Origin of the sequence: Solidesulfovibrio fructosivorans JJ] (genome assembly GCF_000179555.1) — a bacterium.
GTDB lineage: Bacteria > Desulfobacterota > Desulfovibrionia > Desulfovibrionales > Desulfovibrionaceae > Solidesulfovibrio > Solidesulfovibrio fructosivorans.
This window is the reverse complement of record NZ_AECZ01000019.1, coordinates 1-21,445: the sequence shown is the minus strand read 5'-3', so window position 1 is coordinate 21,445 and position 21,445 is coordinate 1. Positions and strand designations below refer to the sequence as shown.

The window sequence follows — 21,445 nt, the reverse complement described above, 5'->3', positions numbered from 1 at the left end:
CGGGCCGGCGCGGGGAGGCGGGGAAAAGCGGGGCCGCGCTGGCGGTTGCCGCCGGTCCCGGGCGTGTGACGACGTCCCCGGCCGCGCGCATCCTATATTTTCAGGTTGATGATCTGGCCGGCAAAGGGCGACGTGTTGCTGGCCTGGGTTTCTTCGGGCTCCGGCTCCGGGTGACGGCGCTGGCGATGTTGCTGTTCTCCGCCGGCCTGACGCTGGCGTTCGTCCCCGACGGAATCCATGGCGCTTTGTTCCTCGATGCGTTGGGGCTGCTTGCGCTGTTCGGCCAGGGCTTGCTGGGCCATCACCTGCGAGGCGGCCAGGGCGGCTTCCGGTTGGACCAGCTCGGCATGCGCCACGTTTTGCACGTAGGGCATGGTCTGGAAGATGGTGGTCAGATCGATGGACATCTACTTCACCAGGTAATCCTCGATAAGCAGGTTATCCAACGGTTGGGCCCCGATAAACTGGTTGATGACCGACAACACGTCTTTTTTCAGGACCTCGGCATTGTTCTTATCGGCCAGAAACTCGAATTTCTTATTCTTGAGATAATAATACACGGCATCGCGCACGACAATAATGTTGCGCTTGAATTCCAGCTCCACGGGTTTTTCCTGGGTTACGGCCGTGAAACGGATGGTGAGAAAGCGCGTGCGCCCCTGGGCGTCGGTCAGCTCCACGAGAAAAGGCTCCATGGGCATGACGATTTCCTGTTTGGGCGCGGGCGGTTCGGGGGGCGGCGGCACGGGCGCCGGGGGCGGCATGGGCGCCTCCTCGGCCGGCGGCGTCTCCTCGGCCGATTCCGGCGGGGGCGCGGGTTTTCTCAGCAGAAAAAAATAGACGGCCGCGCCGATGAGGAGCAGCAGCACCGGCGCGACGATCAGAATGAGCTTTTTTTTGGAGGGCTTTTCCCCCTCGGTCTCGATCGGAAAAGGGGAGGCTTCCTCGGCCTGTCCCTCTTCGGCGGCGGGAGTCTCTTCCTCGTCTTCGAGAAAGGGCGCGTCGTCGAGGTCGAGGTCGACCTTTTGCAGCGCCTTGGGGAGGTCGTCGGACAGCTCGCTGTCGTCGAGCTTGGCCTTGACCTGGGACTCGAGACCGTCGTCGACAGCCATGGTTGCCTCGTGGCGTATGCCGCTTCGCGCCGCGAGAACGGTCTGGCGGGCGGCCGGGGAGCCGTATTGCCCCTGGCGGGACGTGGCGGCTCCGGGGGCCCGTCGTCACGCGGGACCGCGTGGGCGCATGGCCGGCGGCAAGCGGATTACTTTTCGAAAATCTTGTCTATCTTCTGGCCGAGGGTTTCCGCCGTGAAGGGCTTGACGATGTAGTTGGAAACCTTGGCCTGGACGGCTTCGATGATGTTTTCCTGCTGGGCTTCGGCCGTGACCATGAGAAAGGGCGTTTCGGCGAACTCCTCGCTGGAGCGCACCTTGCGCAGCAGTTCGATGCCCGGCATCTTGGGCATGTTCCAGTCGGAGATGATGAAATCGACCTTGTCCTTATTGAGGGTTTCCCAGGCGGTGCTGCCGTCGTCGGCCTCGATGATGTTGTTAAACCCCAGCTGCCTGAGAATATTTTTAATGATCCTGCGCATGGTGGAAAAATCGTCGACGACCAGGATGCGCATTTCCTTGTTGGCGGCCATGGCTTTTCTCCTGTGCTTGCAAATGCCCGTCAGTCGCCCGGCGCGGGGCGACGCGCGGCATGGCGGATTATTCTTTTTTGCCGGGCAAACCGGCTTCGGGCCATACCGGCGTCAGTGCTGCTCGATGTTGAATTGGGCCTTGAACTTTTGGCGAAGCCTGGCCAGGGCCTGGGAGTGCAATTGTGATACTCTTCCCTCGGTGATGCCCATGACCTCGGAGGTCTCCCGCATGTTCAATTCCTCACCGTAATAAAGCGACAATACCAGCTTTTCCCGGGGAGTCAAATCGTCGATCAGGGAGGCGAGCTTGTCGACGAGCTCCTTGAACTCGGCCGATTTGTAGGGCTCGTTTTCCAGCTGGTTCTTCTGGTAGGAGGAGATGTTTTCGGTGATGGCGTCGAGGCTCAGGCACAGCTGGTTTTGCAGGGCCTCGAGGCCCTGGGTCACCTCGCGTTCGGAAAGTCCCGTGGCCTCGGCCAGCTGCTCGACGGAAGGCGTCCGGCCCGAGTCGCTTTCGATGCGCCGCGAAGCCTCTTCCAGGGTGCGCACCCGGTGGCGCTGGCCCCTGGAAAACCAGTCCATGCGTCGCAGGTCGTCGAGCATGGCCCCCTTGATGCGGGATTCGGCGTAGGTTTCGAACTTGATGCCGAGTTCCGGTCGGAATCTTCCCAATGCCTCGAGCAGCCCCATGGCCCCGGCGCTTAAAAGCTCGCCCAGCTCCACGGACTGGGGCAGCTTGGCTTTGAGCCGCGTGGCCACGATTTTGATCTTGGGCGAGTAGTGACGCACGATCTCCTGGCGATCGCGCGCATCGAAATCGTCCCACCGCTTCGCCCCGGATTCGAGGTCAAGCCAGGGGCTGTTCCTGGAAGAGGAGTTTTTTCCAGAAGAATTTGATGTTTCCATCGAGCTTCGCGTCCACTTCCCAGGAATCGATCGTTTGGGCCAGCTCTTGAAGCTTTTTGCTGGCCGGAGCCTCCGGCGTCAGGTGGCAGAACGGTTTTTGGCGGATAACCGCGTTTTTCACTGCCGGGTCGCTTGGCACAGCCCCCGTGAAGTCCAGGGAGATGCCCGACAGAAAATGGTCGCAGGCCGTGGACAGCTTTTCATACACGGCTTTGGCCGCCTTGAGGCTCGGGGCCATGTTCACCAGGACGCGGAAGCGGTGCACGTCGTGGTGCAGGTGCATGACCTTGATCAGCGCATAGGCGTCGGTCAGCGACGTCGGCTCCGTGGTCAGCACGAGCAGCCGTTCCCGCGCGGCCAAGTTGAAATAAATGACATTGTCATTAATTCCGGCCCCGGTGTCCACTAGCAAATAATTGATGCGGCCTTCAAGGTGGTCCATGGCTTCCAGCAGGTCGAGCTTTTGGCCGGTGGACAGGGCCAGCATTTCGCTCACGCCCGACGAGGCGGGCAGGATGGAAAACCCGAACGGCGTCTCCATGAGCACCTGCCGCAGGTCCACGCCCTCATGGAAGAGATGGAACAGGTTCATCTTGGGCGTGAGGCCGAGCAGGATATCGACGTTGGCCAGCCCCAGGTCGGCGTCGAGCAGTACGACCTTGCGTCCCATTCGGGACAGGCAATAGGCCAGATTGACCGAAATATTGGTTTTGCCGACGCCGCCCTTGCCCGAGGTGACGGAAATCACCCGGGGGATGTCCGTCCCGTTCGGGGCGTGTGACGGCAGTTCGGATGTGCGGCTAGCCATGCAGAGTCCTTAAGCGCCGGCGGCGGCATCGGCATACTCGCCGGGCAACTGGTGTTTGAAGAGCAGTTTCCACACGGCCTTGCCCGAGGCCGGCGTCATGCCGTGGGTCAACTCCGGTCCATGGGCCAGGGCCGAAATGGGGAGGGATGCGGCATGCGCCATATTGACAAGGCAACCATAATTACAGGCTTCGTCGAGCTTCGTCCAGATGATGCTGGCAAGCGGCTCACAAGCGTAGATCCGCCAGAAATGCGCCGTCTGCGCCGGGGCGTAAAGCGGGGAAAGAACCAGATGGGCGCACAGGTCCGTCCGTCCGGCAATGCCCATCTCCCGGCACCAGCCGGCCATGGCCCCCTCACCGCGAAGGCCCGGCGTGTCGATGAACACCGCGTCCCCGGACGCCGCCCCGTCCAGGATGCGGCGGAAATCCTCGGGGCCGTCGGCCTCGGCGTAGGTCAGGCCAGAGAGTTCCGCGTAGTGGCGCAGAAGCAGCCGGCCCTTGCCGCGATCGCCGTCGGCGTTGACCACCACCACCCGCCGGCCGGACTCTTCGCGGCGCACGGCCAGGGCCTGGCGCAACAGGGCGGTGGTCTTGCCCACGCCGCTCGGCCCGACGAACATATGGGCGGTTTGCGGCCACTGGCCGGCCGTCAGTGGTTTGACGCGTACCATTCGGGACAGGGCCGGAATCACCTTGTCTTCGCCGCCGTCGACGATGGAGCGGAAAAGGGCCAGGATGGACGCCTCGTCCACGCCTTCCCGTTCGAGATACTCCAGGGCCAGGCGCTGGCGCGGGGCCAGGATGCCGAAATCCATGCGCGGCCGCAGAAGCGCCAGCATGTGTCCCTTGATTTCGTCCCATTCCCGGGTCCAGTCCGCCGGCGCGGGGGAGGAGGGCGCGACTGTCGCGGCCTGTCGCGCCGGGCCGTTGGCGTTTTTTCGGGCGGGCGCGGGCTCCGCCTGCTTTTGGGGCTGTACCAACGGCTTTTCGGGCTGCTCCAGGGCGGCCATGACCTCGCACAGGCAGTGGCCGTTTTCGCGCACGGTCTGGTTGCCCAAAATGACGGCCTCGGAGCCGAGTTCCTGGCGCACCTGCGACAGTACGGTCGCCATGCTTTCGCCGCGAAAAGTCTTAACCCGCATTGGTCAATCCTATGTTGCCGACGGATTGCAGCTTGATCTCGGCGGGGATCTCGGCTTGGGAGATCACCGGCAGGTTGGGGATGAACCGCGAGAGCAGCTGGGAAAGATGCGGCCGGACCAGCGGCGTGGTCAAAAGCACCGGCTGTCCCTCGGCCAGCATGGCCTTGTCCATGGTTTTCTGGATGGCCTGGATGATGCGCTGGGCCAGTCCCGGCTCCATGGCCAGATAGGCGCCGTGGTCGGTCTGGCGCACGCTTTCCTGGATGGCGCCCTCGACCTTGGGGGCGAGGTTCAGGATCGGCAGGGCGCCGTCGCTCGTCAGGTACGGCTTGACGATGGTGCGGCCCATGCGCGAGCGCACGTACTCGGTGAGCTGGTCGGGGTCTTTGACCGAAGCCCCGTAGTCGGCCATGGTTTCGACCACGGTCAGCAGGTCGCGGATGGACACGTTTTCCTTGACCAGGTTTTGCAGTACCTTCTGGACGCCGCCGAGGTTCATGGTCCCGGGCACCAGATCCTCCACGGCCTTTGGCGCGCGCTTGGCCAGGTTGTCGAGGAGCGTCTGCACTTCCTGGCGGCCCAGAAATTCGTGCAGATGCCGCTTGAAGACCTCGGTCAGGTGGGTGGCGATGACCGTGGCCGGATCGACGACGGTGTAACCGGCCAGCATGGCCTCTTCCTTTTGCAGCTCCGGCACCCACAAGGCGGGCAGGTTGAAGGCCGGCTCGCGGGTTTCCACGCCCTTGATGCGGTGCTTGGCGTCGCCAGGGTCCATGGCCAGGAAGTGGTCGATGAGGATTTCGGCCGAGGCCACCTCGTTGCCCTTTATGAGCACCACGTACTGGCCGGGACGCAACTGCAGGTTGTCGCGCAGGTGCAGCGAGGGGACGACCACGCCCATGTCCAGGGCGAACTGGCGGCGGATGGAGCGGATGCGCGAGAGCAGGTTGCCGTTTTGCTCCTCGTCGACCAGCGGAATAAGCCCGTAGCCCACTTCCAGCTCCAGGGCGTCGAGGGGCAGCAGCGTTTGGACCTCTTCGGGCGTTTCCAGTTCCGGGGCCGGCTTTTTCTCCTGCTGCTCGGCCTCGGCCTTGAGCATCTCCTGTTGCTTTCCGGACAGGCGGGCCACGAAGAAGAGCAGGGCCGACATGATGAGGAAGGGCAGGGTCGGCAGGCCCGGGACGATGGCGAATAAGAGCAGGATGCCCGAGACCAGACGCAAGGCCCGGGGATGGAAGGTGAGCTGGGCCAGGAATTCCTCGCCCATCTTGGCCTCGGCCGCGGCCCGGGACACGATCAGGCCGGCGGAGGTGGAAATGATGATGGACGGGATGATGGAGACCAGGCCGTCACCGATGGTGAGCAGGGTATAGGTCTGGGCGGCGTCCTTCCAGTCCATGCCCTTTTGCATGACGCCGATGAGGAAGCCGCCGCAGATGTTGATCGCCGTGATGATGATGGTCGCGGTGACGTCTCCGGAAACGAACTTGCCCGCGCCGTCCATGGCGCCGTAGAAGTCGGCCTCCTTGCGGATGGCTTCGCGACGATCCGTGGCCTGTTTTTCGTTTATGATCCCGGCGTTCAAGTCCGCCTCGATGGCCATCTGCTTGCCCGGCATGGCGTCCAGGGTGAAGCGGGCGGCCACTTCGGCGATGCGGGTAGTGCCGGAGACGATGACTTTCTTGTTGATGGCGAAAAGAACCAGAAAGATGACGCAGCCGACGATGTAGTTGCCGCCCACCACGAACTGGCCGAAAGCCTGGATGACGTGGCCGGCGGCCGAGGGGCCCTCGTCGCCGTGGAGCAGGATCAGGCGCGTGGAGGCCACGTTCATGGACAGGCGCAGCATGGTGGTGACCAAAAGCAGGGTCGGATAGATGGAGAATTCCAGCGGCGAACCCATGAACATGCTGGTGATGAGCACCACCAGACTCACCGAGATGGAGAAGGTGAGCATCAGGTCGATAAACGCCGGCGGGACGGGCACCAGCATGACGAACAGGATCAGCACCACGCCGGCGGCCAGCATGACGTCGCCCTGCTTGGTGAAGCGCTCGTAATTGAATTTGACCGGTTCGGCTGTGTTCGCCATGATTTTGACGCCCTTTCCCCGGCCTTGGCCGATCAGCGATTGTGGCCGGGACGCTTGAACTTGTCGAGCTGGGCCAGGATCGAGGCCACTGCCTGGTAGAGGTCCTCGGGTATGGTCTGGCCGATTTCCACGTTCTTATACAAGGCCTGTGCCAGGGGCTTGTTCTCCCGGATGGGAATGCGGTTTTCCCGGGCGATTTCCTTGATCTTCTCGGCCAGATGATCGGCGCCCTTGGCCAAAAGCAGAGGAGCCGGTGATTCCTTGGGATCGTAGCGCAGGGCGCAGGCGAGGTGGGTCGGGTTGGTGATGACCACGTCGGCCTTCGGGACGTCCTGGAGCATGCGCCGCTGCATGACCTCCATCATCTTGCGCCTCTGCTGCTGTTTGACGACGGGGTCGCCGAGGGCCTGCTTGGTCTCGTCCTTGACCTCGTCCTTGGTCATCTTGAGGTTTTCCTCATAGTCCCAGCGCGTGTACCAGACGTCGAGGACGGCGATCAGCACCATGGGAAACAGGGTATAGAGCACCATGGTAAAGCCGTTTTCCAGCAAAAAAGTCGTCAGGGATTGGGTCGACTGGTAAAAAAGAGGCAGGAACTCGTTGAATTTGTTCTTGATAATCAGGTAGGGCGCGACGGCGATGGCCGAGGCCATGGCCACCTGCTTGCCGAGCTGCACGAGAGTCTTCGGATTGATGAGGAGCTTTTGCAGCGCGGCTATGGGATTGAACAGGTTGCTGAAATCCGGCTCGAACAGTTTCGAGTGCCAGATGCTGCCGACCTGGATCCGCTGGGTGATGAAGGCGATGATGGCGATGACCACGAGAAGCGGCAGCAGCATCATGGCCAGTTTGCCGGAAAGCATCCAGAAAAGGGCGTTGACCGCGTCGACCGTGGCTTCGAAGTGCAGGCGCTGGCCTAGAAAAAGGGTGAAGACCTCCTTGAGGTCGTCGCCCAGGGAGCGGATCGTCAAACGGATGACGAAAAGCCCGGCGAACAGCACGGTGAGCTTGGGCAGTTCCTGGCTGCGGGCGACCGACCCTTTTTCACGGGCTTTGTCGCGCCGTTTTTGGGTGGCTTGTTCTGTTTTGCTCGGATCTCTGGCCATGGCGGAAAAGGGCGTTTATCCCGACGCCTTGAGCATGAGCGTGTACATCGGGCCGATCTCGGCGACATAGCGCCCGACATAGAGCGCCAGCGCGCCGAAGACCAGGGTCATGAAGAGAAAGCCCACGCCGATTTTGAGCGGAAAACCGATGAAAAGCACGTTCATCTGGGGCGCGGCCCGGGCCACCAGGGCCAGGGCCAAGTCCACCAGGAAGATCGAGGCCATGATCGGGGCCGCGATTTTAAGCGCCATGACGAACATCTGTCCGGAAAAGACGATGAGATGCTCGCCCAGGGCCGGGCTTATGAGCAGCCCTCCCGGCGGCACCAGCTTGAAGCTCTGCGCCAGTCCGCCGAGCAGGACCAGATGCCCGTTCAAGCTCAGAAAAAGCATGGTGGTCACCTGGCTCATCAGGTGCCCGAGGCCCGACTCCGAGGCGCCGGTCAGGGGGTCCATGCTGTTCATGAGCGAAAAACCCATGGAAAAGCCCATGATGGCGCCGGCGCACTGTACGGCCGCGAACAGAAACAGAACCAGGATGTTGAGCAAAAGGCCCATGACCACTTCGCCGAGGAGCATGAGTGACAACGACCAGACGTTGGCCGGCATCATGGTCCCGGGAAAGGACAGCATGGGAAAGACGGCCAGGGTCAGCATCAGGCAAAACGCCGCCTTGACCATGTTCGGCAGGAGGTTGGCCCCGAAAAACGGCAGCAGAAACACCACCAGGCTTATGCGCATGAGCGTCAGCACGAAGCTGAACACGGTGGCGGGGTCGAACTGGAACAGATTCATGCCGACAGGCAAGCAAAAGCCGGGCCAGGGGACCTATTCCAGAATGTAGCGCATGGGGTCCACGGGCATGCCGCCAAGGCGCGTCTCATAGTGCAGATGGGGCCCCGTGGATTGGCCGAGGTCGCCCACGTGGCCGATGGTCTGGCCCCGCTTGACGGTCTGGCCGGCGGTGACTTCCGTGTCGCGCAGATGGCTGTAGGAGGTCGTCAAGCCGCCGCCGTGGTCGACGGTCACGGCGGATCCCCCGTCGTCGGCCTCGCCGGCGAAGGTGACCGTTCCGTCGGCCGGAGCCACCACCGGCGTGCCGATGGGCGCGGAAATGTCGAGGCCCTTGTGCAGCTCCTTTTTTCCGGTAAACGGTGACACCCGTTCGCCGAAAGGCGAGGAAATCCAGCCGGTCACCGGCCAGGACATGGGCATGGAGGTGGGCAGGCTTCCTTTCTTGGACAGGGCGCTTACAAGTTCCTGCTGGCGTACGCGTTCCAGGGAGGCGGTCTGGCGCAGGCGGCCGAGGAATTCGTGGAGCTTGCGGGTGAGCATTTCCTGGCGGTAGAGCGGCAGGTATCTTTTTTCGAAATCCTTGTCCCCGGCTCCGTCCGAGGAAACGTCGCGCGGCTCCTTGTCCAGGCCGACCATGAGGCGCAGCTTGGCGTCGAAGCCGCGCAGCCTGGTGAGGTCGGCCTCCAGGGTCTTGACCTTTTCCGACAGGGCCAAAAGCTGGGTGGTCTGCTCCGTGGCCTGCTTCTCCTTGGCGGTCACGTCGCGTTCCATCTGTTTATAATTATAAAAATATTTTACCAAAAAGACATTGCCGGCCACGAGCAGGGCGGCCAGGAGAAGGATGGCCGCGAAAAGCCAGCCACGCAGGCGCAGCTTGCGGCACACGCCGTGCTGATCCCGGAAAACGACGATATGGTAGTTTTTAAACATGACGACGTTGTTGGCGGCTAGCCGGGCCATGCGTCCTTGTCAAGCTGCCAGCGGCCCAGGGCGTGCTCCAGGTTGACGGCGCGTTTCTTGTCGCCGGCGCAGATGCCGGCGATCCACCCCTCGGCTTCGTGGCGCATGGACTTGCCGGCCATGGGGCAGGGATTGGCGAAGACCGGCAGTTCCCAGGCCTTGGCCGCCCGGATGATGCTTTTTTTGTCGACCAGAAGCAGCGGACGGATGACCGTCAGCCGTCCGTGAAAAAAGGATTCCCGGCAGGACAGGCCGTCCACGCGGCCGTTTTGGAACATGTTGAGGAAAAAGGTCGCGGCCAGATCGTCGGCGTTGTGGCCGAAGGCCAGGTGGGTGAGCCCATAGGCGGCGCACAGGTCAAAAAGCCGCTTGCGGCGCAGCCAGGCGCAATAAAAACAAGGGGAGTTTTTTTTGTTCTCTTCGGAAAAGGCCCGAGGGCCGAAGTCCGTGACTTCGATATGGGCGGCCAGGCCCATCTCCGCCGCCAGATCGACGAGCGGCAAATGGTTTTCCTTGTCGAAGCCGGGGTTTAAGTGGAGCAGCATCAGCTCCACGGGAAAGGGAACGATGCGACGTCGGATGGCGAGGACCGCCAGCATCACCAGGCTGTCCACGCCGCCGGAAACGGCCACGCCGACCCGGGCCTTCGGCGCCAGCTGTCCGGTCCGCATCATGAGTTTGCCGGCCTTGGCCACGCAGGTCCGCTGGGCATAGCCCAGGTCCCGGGTCCGCAGGAATCGTGTCGCGCCCGTCATCGGTCCTTCCGGTTACAGGGTGTTTTCCATGAGAATGCCGCGTACTTCGGCGATATGCTCGAGGATGGCGGCCATGACGTTTTCCATCTGGACGGGGGTGAGGTCGAGGCGGGCGAACACGGCCTCGGAAGGCGTGTACTGCATGCCGTCGATGCCCATGCCGATGCCGGTCATCTTGGCGATGACGTCTCCCACGTGCACGAGGTCCAGGGCCAGGTCCGGCTCGGGGCATTCGTCGGGGCGCAGGCGGTAGCGCACCACGTTGACGATGGGGACCGGGATGGACCAGCCCTCGAGGAGCATGGCCCCGAGTTCGGCGTGGTTGATGCCGAGGACTTCCTCCTCGGCCTGCTCGAAGGAAATCTGGCGTTCGTGGGCCAGGGCCAGGATGGGGGCCGCGTCCACCTCCAGAAAGGAGCCGAGCACCGTCTTGCCGATGTTGACGAGCAGGCCCGCCGTGAAGGTGTGGGGCGGGGCGGCCAGGTCCAGTTCCCTGGCCAGGGTTTCGGAGGCCGTGGCCACGGCCACGGAATGTTCCAGCAGCTCTCCCGGGCGCAGGCCGTAGCCCTTGATGGCGAAGCGGGTCATGGGCGCGACGCCGGAGGCGATCACGAGCTGGTAAACCCGGTGCAGCCCCAGGCGCATGAGCGCCTCCTTGACCGAGGTCACCTTGCCGCCGGAACCGAAGAACGAGGAATTGGCCATACGCAGCACGTTGACCGTGAGCCCCGGGTCGTATTCGATGATGCGGGCCAGTTTGCGCAGATCCGCTTCCGGGTTGCCGATATAGGACAGCACCTTCTGTACGGGCATGGGCATCTGGGGGATGGCCATGGCCTTTTGGATGATTTCCTCGCGTCGGTTCATAAATCCCAGGACCTCCCGCAAGATGAGATCACAACCCTGCCCGTTTCGGCGAAAAGGCGCATGGTGCGCGGAATGGTGCCGCCGACATCCTCGGCCAACAGGCGCATTTCATTGATCTGCAGCAGTTTTTTCAGTGCCGCGAAATTGTTGGCTCCCGTATCGAACTGGTTGGAAATATGCATCATCCGGCCGCAGCCGGCGGCCTTGAGGATCAAGTTTTCCTTGGTGGCCCCTCTATTGAACAGGGCTCGCATCATTTGCGGCACGCCCAGATTAACATACATGAAGGGGTTTTTGACAGGCTCCTTGGCGCCGTCCCTGGCCACGGGCAGCAGGCAATGGATGAGCCCGGCCACGCCGGTCGTGGGGTCGTAGGCGGCAAGCCCGAGGCATGAGCCCAAAGCATGTGTGACAAGCACATCCCTGGCCCGGTGGGTGACCTTCATGTCGGAGATGCTGACGATGATCTCCATGGGCTGTGGCCTGCGCGGTCCTTGGCGGCAAAATGGTTGAGGTTCTTCGAAAACCGGGGCGTAAACCTATCCGGAAAGGCGGGCGAGGACAAGGTCGCGACATGGTTGTGGACAGAATCCGGCCAAGCGCATACCTTCCCCAGGTTTCCGCAGACGTTGCGGACACCGGGCAAAGGCCCGTCAGGAGCCGACGATGTCCATCGAATTCTTCAAACACCTCATTGAGCAATACGGCTACCTCGCCCTTTTTGTCGGCACCTTTCTCGAAGGGGAGACCATTTTGCTTCTGGCCGGATTCGCCGCCCAATCGCCGCAGTTCGGACTGGATTTGCGCTATGTGATCCTTTTTGCCTTTGCCGGCAGCCTGGCCGGAGACCAGACCGCCTTTTTCATCGGCCGCCACTTCGGCCGCCGGCTGATCCACAAAAGCGAGAAATGGCGGACCCGGGCCGAGCGGGTCCACACCATGCTCAAGAAATATCACGAAATCCTGATCCTTTCCTTTCGGTTTTTCTACGGTCTGCGCAATCTCACGCCCTTCGTCCTCGGCACGGCCGACATCACCGTGCACAAGTTCTTCTTGCTCAACGCCATCGGCGCGGGCATATGGGCCGTGGTCTTCGCCTCGGCCGGCTATGCCTTCGGCAGCATTCTGGAAAACGTGCTGATCCGGCTGATCGACAACGTGCATCATGTCGAACTGGCCATATTGGGGCTGGCCGCCGTGGTCATTGCCGTCGTTTGGGTCGTCAAGCGACTGCGCCGCCGTTGACGCGTTCCCACCGGACTTCTTGCTTTCTTTTTATAAGCAACCTAACAAGTTCATTTTGCCGGGCATTGCAGGCCAGTAGCCGCGGGCCGCGCGGGGAAATACGGTGCCGTTTCGGTGACGTTGTCGCGCGAGCCTTGCGTCGGCAAAGGAATTCTTTGAACTTCGCAAAAAAACGTGTAGCTTCACCATTACCCCGGCATACCGTCCGTGGGTGTCGTTTTGAAATGCGCGCGGCAGTATCAAGCGCGAGCGTCCGGTGCGGCTTTTCGTAAAAGCCGAAGAGGCGGGGATGGGGACAATGGCCGATACCATACACCACGCGCAGCCCACTCTCGAAATGTTGCGACAATGCCGTGCCGTCCTTGGCGGCATGGAGCACGGCCTGTCGTCTCTCATGAAAGGGCGCGAGCGGGATTTTCTCGGCCTTGGGGAAAATCTCATGGCCCTGCAATCGGGCTGCGAGGACATCTCTCGCCATGCCCAGGAGCTGGTGGAGCAAACCGCCGGCGAAGACATGCACGCCGCCCTCGGTCGCCTCTCCGGCGAGCTGACCACCCTGACCGACGTCTCGATCAACGATGCCGGCCGCCGCAGCCTGGCCGACATCGAAAACGTGGGCAGGATCGTCGAGGAACTCTCCGGCATAACCTCCGCCTTCTCCAAGATCGTCAAGCACTTGAGTATGCTCGGCATTGCCACCCGCATCGAAAGCGCCCGGCTCGGCGCTGACGGGCGCGGTTTTTCCACCCTGGCTGACGACGTGGAGAAGCTCGCCCACCTGATCGTGGACCACTGCGGGGCCATCGCCGCCAAGGTCGAAACCCTGCGCGGCCATGTGCAGGCGGCCAGGGAGCGGACCAGGGGCATCATCAAGGCCCAGGAGCACTGCTACGACGTCATTTCCCGGGAACTGACGGCCAATATCGAAAGCGTGGCCGAAATGGCCGGCCGATCCGCCGAGGTCTCCCGCCAGCTGTCCCTGACCGCCGGCGAGATAGAGACCGATATCGGCCAGGCGGTACGTTCGCTGCAGTCCCACGATATCGTCCGCCAGCAGATCGAGCACGCCGAGCGCGCCCTGGCCGAAGTGGCCGGAGTGCTCGAAACCGATCCCAAGCACGACGACGCCGGCGAGGACGCCCGCGATTTGCTGGCCTTCGTCGCCGATGTCCTCACTCTGCAGGATTCCCAACTCAAAAGCGCCGACCGCCATTTCTCCGAGGCGGCGGGGGTGCTGCGCGAAAGCCTCTCCTCCCTTGCCTCCCGTATCCGGGGCTTCGGCGGGGATATCGCCGGCGTGACCGGTGTTGACAGCCCCTTGACACGGGTGCAGGCGGGCATTGCCGCAGTCAAGGCCGAACTTGGCGATTTCGCCGCCCAGGGAGAAGCGCTTGGCGGCATCATGGACTCGGTTGCCGCCACCATTACCGGCATGGGCGGCTCCATCGAGGCCATCGAGGAGGTCGGGGCGGAAATCGAACTGATCGCGCTCAACGCCAGCATCAAGGCCGCCCATACCGGCGAGGCCGGCGCGGCGCTCGGCGTGTTGGCCCTGGCCATCCAGCATCTGTCCGCCGACGCCAGACGCCAGACCGACGCCGTGGCCGCCATCCTCGGCGACATTTCAAACGCCGCAGAGACGCTGCGGGACAACGCCGGCAAACACAACGACCAGTCCGAAGCCTGGCGCGTGGTGGGCGAACTCGACGCCGTCCTGGCCGACGTCGTGGCGACGGCGCAGAAGTGCCGGTCGCTTTTCGCTTATTTGCGCGATGCCAGCGATACCCTCGGGACCAGGGCCGCCGAGGTCGGGCGGGGCATCGACTTCGATCGCGAGATCGGCTCCCGCCTGGCCGCTATCCGGCGGACCCTGAATGACCAGCTGGGCAAGGCCCGGAAGATCGTGCCCGAAGGCGGGCGGGGAACCAGCGCGCGTTTGCGCGAGCTCTACGACCGCTACACCATGGAGGCGGAACGGGCCGTGCACGAAACGGCGTTCGGCCTGGCCCCGACCGGAAACAAGGATGCGCCCGGCACGCCGGCCCCCGAGGCGGCGACGGCCGGTGCAGGGGGTTTCGGGGACAATGTCGAATTGTTCTAACCACGATTCCAACACGCGGGCAGGGAGGGCCGTTTGTCCATGAACACGCAGGAAGACGCCCACCGCGCCGCGTACCTGGAAGAAGCTCGGGATCTGCTCGCCGATCTCGAAGCGTCGCTGCTGGAACTCGAGCGCACCCCGGACGACGCCGATCTGCTTCACAAGATTTTCCGCGCCCTGCACACCATCAAGGGCTCCGGGGCCATGTTCGGCTTCGATGATATCGCCGCCTTCACCCACGATGTGGAATCGGTCTTCGACCGCGTCCGAAACGGCCTGCTGGCGGTCGACGGGAGGCTGCTCGACCTTTCGCTGCGCGCCTGCGACCACATCAAGAGCCTGCTTTCTCCCGACGAGGAGGACCTTGCGGCCCGGGAGGCGGACGGGCGGGATATCCTCGAGGGGTTTCGCGCCTTTGGCGGTGAGGCGGCCAAAGGGGCCCCCGCTGCCCAGGCCGAGCCCGCCCCGCAGACGCCCGCCGCCGAGGTGATGCGCATTTTCCGGCTGCGCTTCCGTCCCCAGCCCGGCATGCTGGCCTCGGGAAACAACCCCCTGCATCTGCTCGAGGACGTCATCGCGCTGGGCGATTGCCGCCTGTATGCCCATATCGATGATGTGGAGCCCCTCGACGCCCTGGACCCCGAGGCCTGTCTGACCTGGTGGGACTGCGTCATCCGCACAACGGCCGATGCGGCGGCCCTGACCGATGTGTTCGTGTTCGCCGAGGACGACTGCGACCTTTCCGTGGAAGTCCTTGACGACGGCTGCGCCGTGAACGGGGAGCAGGTCCATTGCCGCCTGGGCGACATCCTGATTTCCCGTGGCGACATCACCCCCGAGGATCTGGCCGAGGCTCTGGCCACCCAGCGTCGCCTGGGCGACATCCTCAAGGACAAGGGCGTCGTCAGCAACGGGCAGGTGGCTTCGGCGCTGTCCGAACAGGCCGCCGTGCGCGAGCTGGCCGGCAAGGCTCACGAGCGTTCCGAGAAGGCTTCGAGCATCCGGGTCGCCGCTGACAAGCTCGACTCCCTGGTCGACCTCGTGGGCGAGCTGGTCATCGTTCAGGCCCAGATCAAGCAAGCCGTGGAGGAGCGGGGCGATCCGCTGCTGCGTTCCCTTGCCGAGCATCTGGAACGCCTCGGCGACAGTCTGCGCGATTCCACCCTGTCCATCCGTATGCTGCCCATCGGGGCCACCTTTGGCAAATTCCGCCGTCTGGTACGCGACCTGACCGCCGAGCTCGGCAAGGAGATCGAGCTTGTGACCACGGGCGAGGAGACCGAACTCGACAAGACGGTTATCGAGCGCTTGGGCGATCCGCTGGTCCATCTCCTGCGCAACAGCATCGACCACGGCATCGAATCGCCCGAGGCCCGGGAGGCGGCGGGAAAGCCCGCGGCAGGCGTCATCCGCCTTGGCGCGGCCCATGCCGGCGGCGAAGTGGTCATCACCGTGGCCGATGACGGGGCCGGACTCGATGCCTCGGCCATCCGCACCCGGGCCGAGGAACGGGGGCTTATTCCTCCCGGCCTGGAGATGACCGAAAAGGAGCTTTACAACCTCATTTTCCTGCCCGGTTTCTCCACGGCCAAGTCCGTCACCAACATTTCCGGCCGGGGCGTGGGCATGGACGTGGTCAAACGGGCCATCGAAACGCTTCGCGGCGTTGTGGAGATCGACTCCGAGCCGGGCCGGGGCACCGTCATCACCGTACGGCTGCCCCTGACGCTCGCCATCATCGACGGTTTGCAGGTGCAGGTGGGCGCGGAATACTATGTCTTGCCCCTGGCCCAGGTCGAGGAGTGCCTCGAGATGGCGCGCAAGCCCGATGACGACGGCGAGGCTGGGATGCTCAACATGCGCGGCGAAGTCGTGCCCTGCCTGCGCCTGCGCGACCTGTTCGCCATCGAAGGGACGTCGCCGACCATCGAACCCATCGTTGTCGTGGCCGTCGACGGGTCCAGAGTCGGGCTGGCCGTGGACCGGGTGATCGGGGAACACCAGACCGTCATCAAAAGCCTGGGGCCGTTGTACCGCGACATCGGGGAATTTTCCGGGGCAACCATCCGGGGCGACGGCCGCATGGCCTTGATTCTGGATGTGTCAGCTTTGGTGCGACGGGGCGAATCCGGCGGCATCCGCCGTGTCGCCGCTGCCTGACCGGACGGCCGCCCACCGCGCGGGCGGGCCTGTTTTTCAAGGGACGCGTCACGAACGTCGCCCGCTGAGGGAGGAAAATATGGCCGAGGCCGCAAGCGCAAATGACAACCAATACCTCACCTTCACCCTGGAACGCGAGCTTTTCGCCCTGGACATAAGCTCGGTGCGCGAGGTTCTGGAGCTGGTCAACATCACCCGCGTGCCGCGCACCCCGGAGTACATCCGCGGCGTGATCAACCTGCGCGGCCGTGCCGTGCCGGTGGTGGACCTCAAGCTCAAGTTCGGCATGGGCGCCACCGAGCGCACGGTCAACACCTGCATCATCATCGTCGAGGTGGCCCTCGAAGGCGAGTCCACGGTGCTCGGGGCCCTGGCCGACTCGGTCCAGGAAGTCTACGAGATGGAAGCCGGGCAGATCGAGCCGGCTCCGCGCATGGGCACGCCGATTCGGGGGGAATTCATCCGGGGCATCGGCAAGTCCGGCGAGAAGTTCATCATCATCCTCGACATCAACAAGGTTTTCACTTCCCTGGAACTGGCCGGGCTGGCCCAGAGTCTCGGCGAGGCAACCCCGGAAAACGCGGAGGCCTGATCCCCATGGCGGCTGTCGGCGTCCAGGCCAGGGCCAGCGGCCTTGCGACCATGACCGAGAAGGAATTCAGGAAGCTCAGTGAATTCATTCATACCGAAGTCGGCATCAAGCTGCCGCCGTCCAAGAAGGTCATGGTTGAGGCCAGACTGCAAAAGCGTCTGCGTACCCTCGGCATGGCCGGGTATCACGACTATTACGAGTTCCTTTTCAGCCCCCAGGGCCTGGACGAGGAACTCGTGCACCTCATCGATGTCATCACCACCAACACCACGGAGTTTTTTCGTGAGCCGCGCCATTTCGAGGTCCTGACCCAGGATGTCCTTCCCACTTGGCGCGCCGCCTACGGCCCCTCGCGTCCGTTTCGCCTGTGGAGCGCCGGCTGTTCCACAGGCGAGGAGCCCTATACGCTTTCCATCGTGCTGTCGGAATTCGCCCAGCGCACGCCGGGATTTCGCTTCTCCATCATGGCCACGGATATTTCCACCAGGGTGCTGGCCATGGCCAAAAACGGCGTCTATCCCGAGGAGCGCCTCGCCAAAATGTCCCTCGATCTCAAGCGCCGCTATTTTTTGCGCAGCAAGGACCGGGCAAAAAAACTCGTGCGCCTGATGCCCGAGTTGCGCCGGGTCATCGACTTCAGGCGCTTGAACTTCATGCAGCACTTTAGCTTTCCGGAGCCCCTCGACACCATCTTTTGCCGCAACGTCATGATCTATTTCGATCGGACGACCCAGGAACAGCTGCTGCAGAAATTCTGCACCCAGCTGCGCCGGGACGGGTTTCTTTTCATCGGCCATTCCGAGAGCCTCACCGGAATGGACTTGCCCTTGCGACAGCATGCTCCAACAGTATATAAGAAGATCTAGCCGGTGCTCCAACCTGTGAAAAGAGGCCGTCCGTGAAAAACGCCATCAAAGTCCTTGTGGTGGACGATTCCGCGCTTGTCCGGCAAACGCTCACCGATATTTTGTCCTCGGATCCCGACATCGAAGTCATCGGCGCGGCCGCCGATCCCTATGCCGCTGTCAAACGCATGGAGATCGAAGCGCCGGACGTCATCACCCTCGATATCGAAATGCCGCGTATGGACGGGCTGACCTTCCTGCGCAAGATCATGACCCAGCATCCCATTCCGGTGGTCATCTGCTCGACGCTGACCGAAGCCGGCTCGGAGACCACGCTTCGGGCCATGGAATACGGGGCCACGGACATCATCCTCAAGCCCAAGCTCGGCACCCGGCAGTTTCTGGAGGAGTCGCGCATCCGGGTGGTGGACGCGGTCAAGGCGGCGGCCCGGGCCAAGATGAAAAAGCTTTTGCCCGTCAGCGCCATGAAGGTCGCGCCCAAGCTTTCGGCCGACGTCGTGCTGCCGGGGCCGGTCGGCAAGGCCATGTTCCAGACCACCGAGAAGGTCGTGGCCGTGGGCGCGTCCACAGGCGGCACCGAGGCCTTGCGCGAATTCCTTGAAGCCATGCCCCAGAACTGTCCCGGCATCGTCATCGTGCAGCATATGCCCGAGCAGTTCACGGCCGCCTTTGCCAAGCGCCTGGACGGGATCTGCCGCATCATGGTCAAGGAGGCGGCGGATAACGACACGATTTTGCGCGGTCAGGCGCTCATCGCCCCGGGAAACCGCCACATGCTGCTCAAGCGCAGCGGCGCGCGCTATTACGTCGAGATCAAGGACGGCCCGCTGGTGCGCCGCCACAGGCCGAGCGTGGACGTGCTGTTTCGCTCCGCCGCCCGCTACGCCGGCAAGAACGCCGTGGGCGTCATCATGACCGGCATGGGCGACGACGGGGCCACCGGCATGCAGGAGATGCACGAGGCCGGGGCCCACACCATCGCCCAGGACGAAGCTTCCTGCGTGGTCTTTGGCATGCCCCAGGAAGCCATCAAGCTCGGCGGCGTGGACAGGGTCATGCCCCTCGGCGCCATCGCCGGCGAAGTGGTCCGATCGTGCTCCGGATAAGTGAAGATGCGAGGCGTGCCGCCGGGGGGAAACCTTGTCTTACGAAAGGTTCTCCCCCCGGACCCCCTTTCCAAAGACTTTTCTAATGATGGCGCGTTAGTTGTACGTCACCTGTAGCCGTTGAAAGGTTTAGGAAGGGGAGAGCGCGAGAGGGGAGAACCCTTTACAAAAGGGTTTTCCCTCTCGCACCATCTTCCTCCCATGCGCTTCCCCCGTCACTCGCCCTTCTCGAAACCCTCTGGAAACAATCCTTGTTTGGGGCTATGGTGCGCCTCGACGCATTTCGCGTCGTGACCGCAACCCAGGGCGGCGGGCCGGGACGCATTTTCCCGATAATCGTCGTGGGGCACGCGGGACCGGGCGATCGCCCGCGCGCCGCATGCCCGCATTTCCGTACGCCGCCACCTCAAAGGCCCAATTATGGACAAGGTATTGCTCGATTACGGCAGCGGGGGGCGGGCCTCGCAACGCATCATCAACGACCTGTTTTTCCGCCATCTCGGCAACGACATCCTGGCCCGCATGGATGACGCCGCCGTACTCTCCGTCAAAGGCCCCATCGCCATGAGCACCGACAGCTTTGTGGTCGATCCGGTCTTTTTCCCGGGCGGCGACATCGGCTCACTGGCCGTGCACGGCACGGTCAACGACGTGTCCATGATGGGCGCGCGACCGCTTTTTCTGACCTGCGGCTTCATCCTCGAAGAAGGCCTGCCCATGGCCGATCTCGAACGCATCGTGGCCTCCATGGGCGAGGCGGCCCGCAAGGCCGGGGTGCGCATCGTGGCCGGCGACACCAAGGTCGTGCCCAAGGGCGCGGCGGACAAGATCTTCATCAACACGGCCGGCATTGGCGAAATCCGGGTCGATCCGGCCCCGAGCGGCCACCGGGCCGCCGTCGGCGACGCGGTGCTGATTTCCGGCTCCATGGGCGATCATGGCCTGGCCATCCTGTCCACCCGCGAGGGGCTTTCCTTTGATGCGCCGGTGGTCAGCGACAGCGCCTCCCTGGCCGGCATGGTGTCCCGGCTGCTCGAAGGGCTGCCGGACGTGCACGTGCTGCGCGACCCGACGCGCGGCGGACTGGCCACCACCTTAAACGAGATCGCCGGCCAGTCCGGGGTCGGCATCGAGCTGACCGAGGACGCCATTCCCGTGGACCCGGCCGTGGCCGGCGGCTGCGCCGTGCTCGGCCTCGACCCCTTGTACCTGGCCAACGAGGGCAAATGCATCTGCATCGTGCCCGGGGGCGACGCCGAAGCTGCTCTGGAAATCTTGCGGTCCGATCCCCTGGGGGGCAAGGCGGCCATCGTCGGCCGGGTCGTCGACGACCATCCCGGCAAGGTGGCCATGATCACGCCCCTTGGCGGGAAACGGCTTCTCGGCATGCTCGAAGGCGAGCAACTGCCCCGCATCTGCTGACGCCGCCAAATGGCAAGAGAGTGGGACGATATCAACCTTTGACCCGATGGGAGCGCGAACATGAGCGTGTGCGATGTGGTGATCATGGGGGCCATGGGGCGCATGGGCGCGACCCTGGCCCGGCTGGCCAAGGCCGATCCGGACAACTACCGTCTGGTCGGGGCGCTGGAACGTAGCGGCTGCACCGACGGCCTGGCCGGGCTTGAGTGCACTGTGGGCGACGACCTGGCGACCGTTCTGGCCAAATGTCCGGGCGCGGTGGTCATCGACTTCACGGCGCCCCAGGCGAGCGTGGCCTCGGCGGAAATCGCGGCCAAAGCGGGCAATCCCATGGTCGTCGGCACCACGGGCCTCACCCCCGAGCAGACGGCCGCCCTGGCCCGGTCGGCGGAAAAAACGCCTATCTTTTTCGCCCCCAATATGAGCGTGGGCTTAAACGTGCTTCTCACCGTGCTGCCCGACCTCGTGCGCAAACTCGGCCCGGCCTACAACCTCGAGGTCATGGAAATCCACCATAACAAGAAGGCCGACGCGCCGAGCGGCACGGCCATCAAGCTCGGCCAGTGCCTGGCCGCGGCCCGGGGCCAGGATTACGACGCGGTCAAGCGCCATACCCGCGACGGCATCATCGGCCCGCGCACCCAGGACGAGATCGGTGTGGCGGCGCTTCGCGGCGGCGATGTGGTGGGGGACCATACGGTCTATTTCTTCGGTCCCGGCGAGCGCATCGAAGTGACCCACCGGGTGGGCAACCGGGAAACCTTCGCCCAGGGAGCCCTGCGGGCCGCCGCCTGGGTGGGGCGGCAAAAGCCCGGCAAACTCTACGCCATGGCCGACATGCTGGCTTAGGGAGAGAGATAAGAATGTGCGAGAGGGGAA

The 21,445-nt window shown here is 63.5% G+C and carries 21 protein-coding genes; 8 read left to right on the top strand and 13 right to left on the bottom strand.

Annotated features, from left to right (window positions below):
* Positions 1 to 92 precede the first annotated feature (92 nt).
* From DESFRDRAFT_RS13505 to DESFRDRAFT_RS13445, 13 genes are all read right to left on the bottom strand, one after another.
* Complete coding sequence (locus DESFRDRAFT_RS13505) at positions 93 to 407, bottom strand: hypothetical protein (protein WP_005994763.1); 315 nt, start codon at positions 405 to 407, stop codon at positions 93 to 95.
* Positions 408 to 1,112, bottom strand: a complete 705-nt coding sequence (locus DESFRDRAFT_RS13500; RefSeq protein ID WP_005994761.1) for a flagellar basal body-associated FliL family protein — start codon at positions 1,110 to 1,112, stop codon at positions 408 to 410.
* 146 nt (positions 1,113 to 1,258) lie between these two features.
* Positions 1,259 to 1,642, bottom strand: a complete 384-nt coding sequence (locus DESFRDRAFT_RS13495) for a chemotaxis response regulator CheY (RefSeq protein WP_005994760.1) — start codon at positions 1,640 to 1,642, stop codon at positions 1,259 to 1,261.
* 111 nt (positions 1,643 to 1,753) lie between these two features.
* The gene (locus DESFRDRAFT_RS13490; protein ID WP_043794935.1) at positions 1,754 to 2,548 is read right to left on the bottom strand and encodes a FliA/WhiG family RNA polymerase sigma factor; all 795 of its coding nucleotides are present in this window, start codon (positions 2,546 to 2,548) and stop codon (positions 1,754 to 1,756) included.
* Complete coding sequence (locus DESFRDRAFT_RS13485) at positions 2,490 to 3,356, bottom strand: MinD/ParA family protein (protein WP_005994758.1); 867 nt, start codon at positions 3,354 to 3,356, stop codon at positions 2,490 to 2,492. The genes DESFRDRAFT_RS13490 and DESFRDRAFT_RS13485 overlap by 59 nt, the downstream gene beginning before the upstream one ends.
* Before the next feature lie 9 nt (positions 3,357 to 3,365).
* On the bottom strand, positions 3,366 to 4,469 hold the full coding sequence (locus tag DESFRDRAFT_RS13480) for a flagellar biosynthesis protein FlhF (RefSeq protein ID WP_233489613.1): 1,104 nt from the start codon (positions 4,467 to 4,469) through the stop codon (positions 3,366 to 3,368).
* 19 nt (positions 4,470 to 4,488) lie between these two features.
* Positions 4,489 to 6,591 (bottom strand): flagellar biosynthesis protein FlhA, encoded by a 2,103-nt coding sequence (gene flhA, locus DESFRDRAFT_RS13475; RefSeq protein ID WP_005994756.1) that lies wholly within the window; start codon positions 6,589 to 6,591, stop codon positions 4,489 to 4,491.
* 32 nt (positions 6,592 to 6,623) lie between these two features.
* A complete protein-coding gene (gene flhB / locus DESFRDRAFT_RS13470) occupies positions 6,624 to 7,697 on the bottom strand; it encodes a flagellar type III secretion system protein FlhB (RefSeq protein ID WP_005994755.1) in 1,074 nt (357 codons plus the stop codon).
* A 15-nt stretch (positions 7,698 to 7,712) separates the two neighbouring features.
* A complete protein-coding gene (fliR, locus tag DESFRDRAFT_RS13465; protein WP_005994754.1) occupies positions 7,713 to 8,492 on the bottom strand; it encodes a flagellar biosynthetic protein FliR in 780 nt (259 codons plus the stop codon).
* A 33-nt stretch (positions 8,493 to 8,525) separates the two neighbouring features.
* Positions 8,526 to 9,422, bottom strand: a complete 897-nt coding sequence (locus DESFRDRAFT_RS13460) for a M23 family metallopeptidase (protein WP_043794938.1) — start codon at positions 9,420 to 9,422, stop codon at positions 8,526 to 8,528.
* A 17-nt stretch (positions 9,423 to 9,439) separates the two neighbouring features.
* Positions 9,440 to 10,207 (bottom strand): tRNA lysidine(34) synthetase, encoded by a 768-nt coding sequence (locus tag DESFRDRAFT_RS13455; protein ID WP_005994751.1) that lies wholly within the window; start codon positions 10,205 to 10,207, stop codon positions 9,440 to 9,442.
* A 12-nt stretch (positions 10,208 to 10,219) separates the two neighbouring features.
* Positions 10,220 to 11,074 (bottom strand): HDOD domain-containing protein, encoded by an 855-nt coding sequence (locus DESFRDRAFT_RS13450; protein ID WP_005994750.1) that lies wholly within the window; start codon positions 11,072 to 11,074, stop codon positions 10,220 to 10,222.
* Complete coding sequence (locus tag DESFRDRAFT_RS13445; protein WP_005994749.1) at positions 11,071 to 11,547, bottom strand: chemotaxis protein CheD; 477 nt, start codon at positions 11,545 to 11,547, stop codon at positions 11,071 to 11,073. Before DESFRDRAFT_RS13445 ends, DESFRDRAFT_RS13450 begins: the two co-directional genes overlap by 4 nt.
* A gap of 193 nt (positions 11,548 to 11,740) precedes the next feature.
* Between DESFRDRAFT_RS13445 and DESFRDRAFT_RS13440 the strand changes: the two genes are divergently transcribed.
* The 8 genes from DESFRDRAFT_RS13440 to dapB all read left to right on the top strand — a co-directional run bounded on the left by DESFRDRAFT_RS13440 (position 11,741) and on the right by dapB (position 21,415).
* Positions 11,741 to 12,319, top strand: coding sequence for a DedA family protein (locus tag DESFRDRAFT_RS13440; protein ID WP_005994748.1), 579 nt, complete (start codon positions 11,741 to 11,743; stop codon positions 12,317 to 12,319).
* 298 nt (positions 12,320 to 12,617) lie between these two features.
* Positions 12,618 to 14,420: a methyl-accepting chemotaxis protein gene (locus DESFRDRAFT_RS13435; RefSeq protein ID WP_144005043.1), complete on the top strand. Its 1,803-nt coding sequence runs from the start codon at positions 12,618 to 12,620 to the stop codon at positions 14,418 to 14,420.
* A gap of 39 nt (positions 14,421 to 14,459) precedes the next feature.
* Positions 14,460 to 16,580, top strand: a complete 2,121-nt coding sequence (locus DESFRDRAFT_RS13430) for a chemotaxis protein CheA (protein WP_005994746.1) — start codon at positions 14,460 to 14,462, stop codon at positions 16,578 to 16,580.
* Positions 16,581 to 16,659: 79 nt separating this feature from the next.
* Positions 16,660 to 17,172, top strand: a complete 513-nt coding sequence (locus DESFRDRAFT_RS13425; RefSeq protein ID WP_005994745.1) for a chemotaxis protein CheW — start codon at positions 16,660 to 16,662, stop codon at positions 17,170 to 17,172.
* Between the two features lie 5 nt (positions 17,173 to 17,177).
* On the top strand, positions 17,178 to 18,038 hold the full coding sequence (locus DESFRDRAFT_RS13420) for a CheR family methyltransferase (protein WP_005994744.1): 861 nt from the start codon (positions 17,178 to 17,180) through the stop codon (positions 18,036 to 18,038).
* Between the two features lie 32 nt (positions 18,039 to 18,070).
* Entirely contained in the window at positions 18,071 to 19,144 is a 1,074-nt protein-coding gene (locus DESFRDRAFT_RS13415) for a protein-glutamate methylesterase/protein-glutamine glutaminase (protein ID WP_005994743.1), read from the top strand.
* Positions 19,145 to 19,564: 420 nt separating this feature from the next.
* The gene (hypE, locus tag DESFRDRAFT_RS13410; RefSeq protein ID WP_005994741.1) at positions 19,565 to 20,566 is read left to right on the top strand and encodes a hydrogenase expression/formation protein HypE; all 1,002 of its coding nucleotides are present in this window, start codon (positions 19,565 to 19,567) and stop codon (positions 20,564 to 20,566) included.
* Between the two features lie 60 nt (positions 20,567 to 20,626).
* On the top strand, positions 20,627 to 21,415 hold the full coding sequence (dapB, locus tag DESFRDRAFT_RS13405) for a 4-hydroxy-tetrahydrodipicolinate reductase (RefSeq protein WP_005994738.1): 789 nt from the start codon (positions 20,627 to 20,629) through the stop codon (positions 21,413 to 21,415).
* The last annotated feature ends 30 nt before the right edge of the window (positions 21,416 to 21,445 follow it).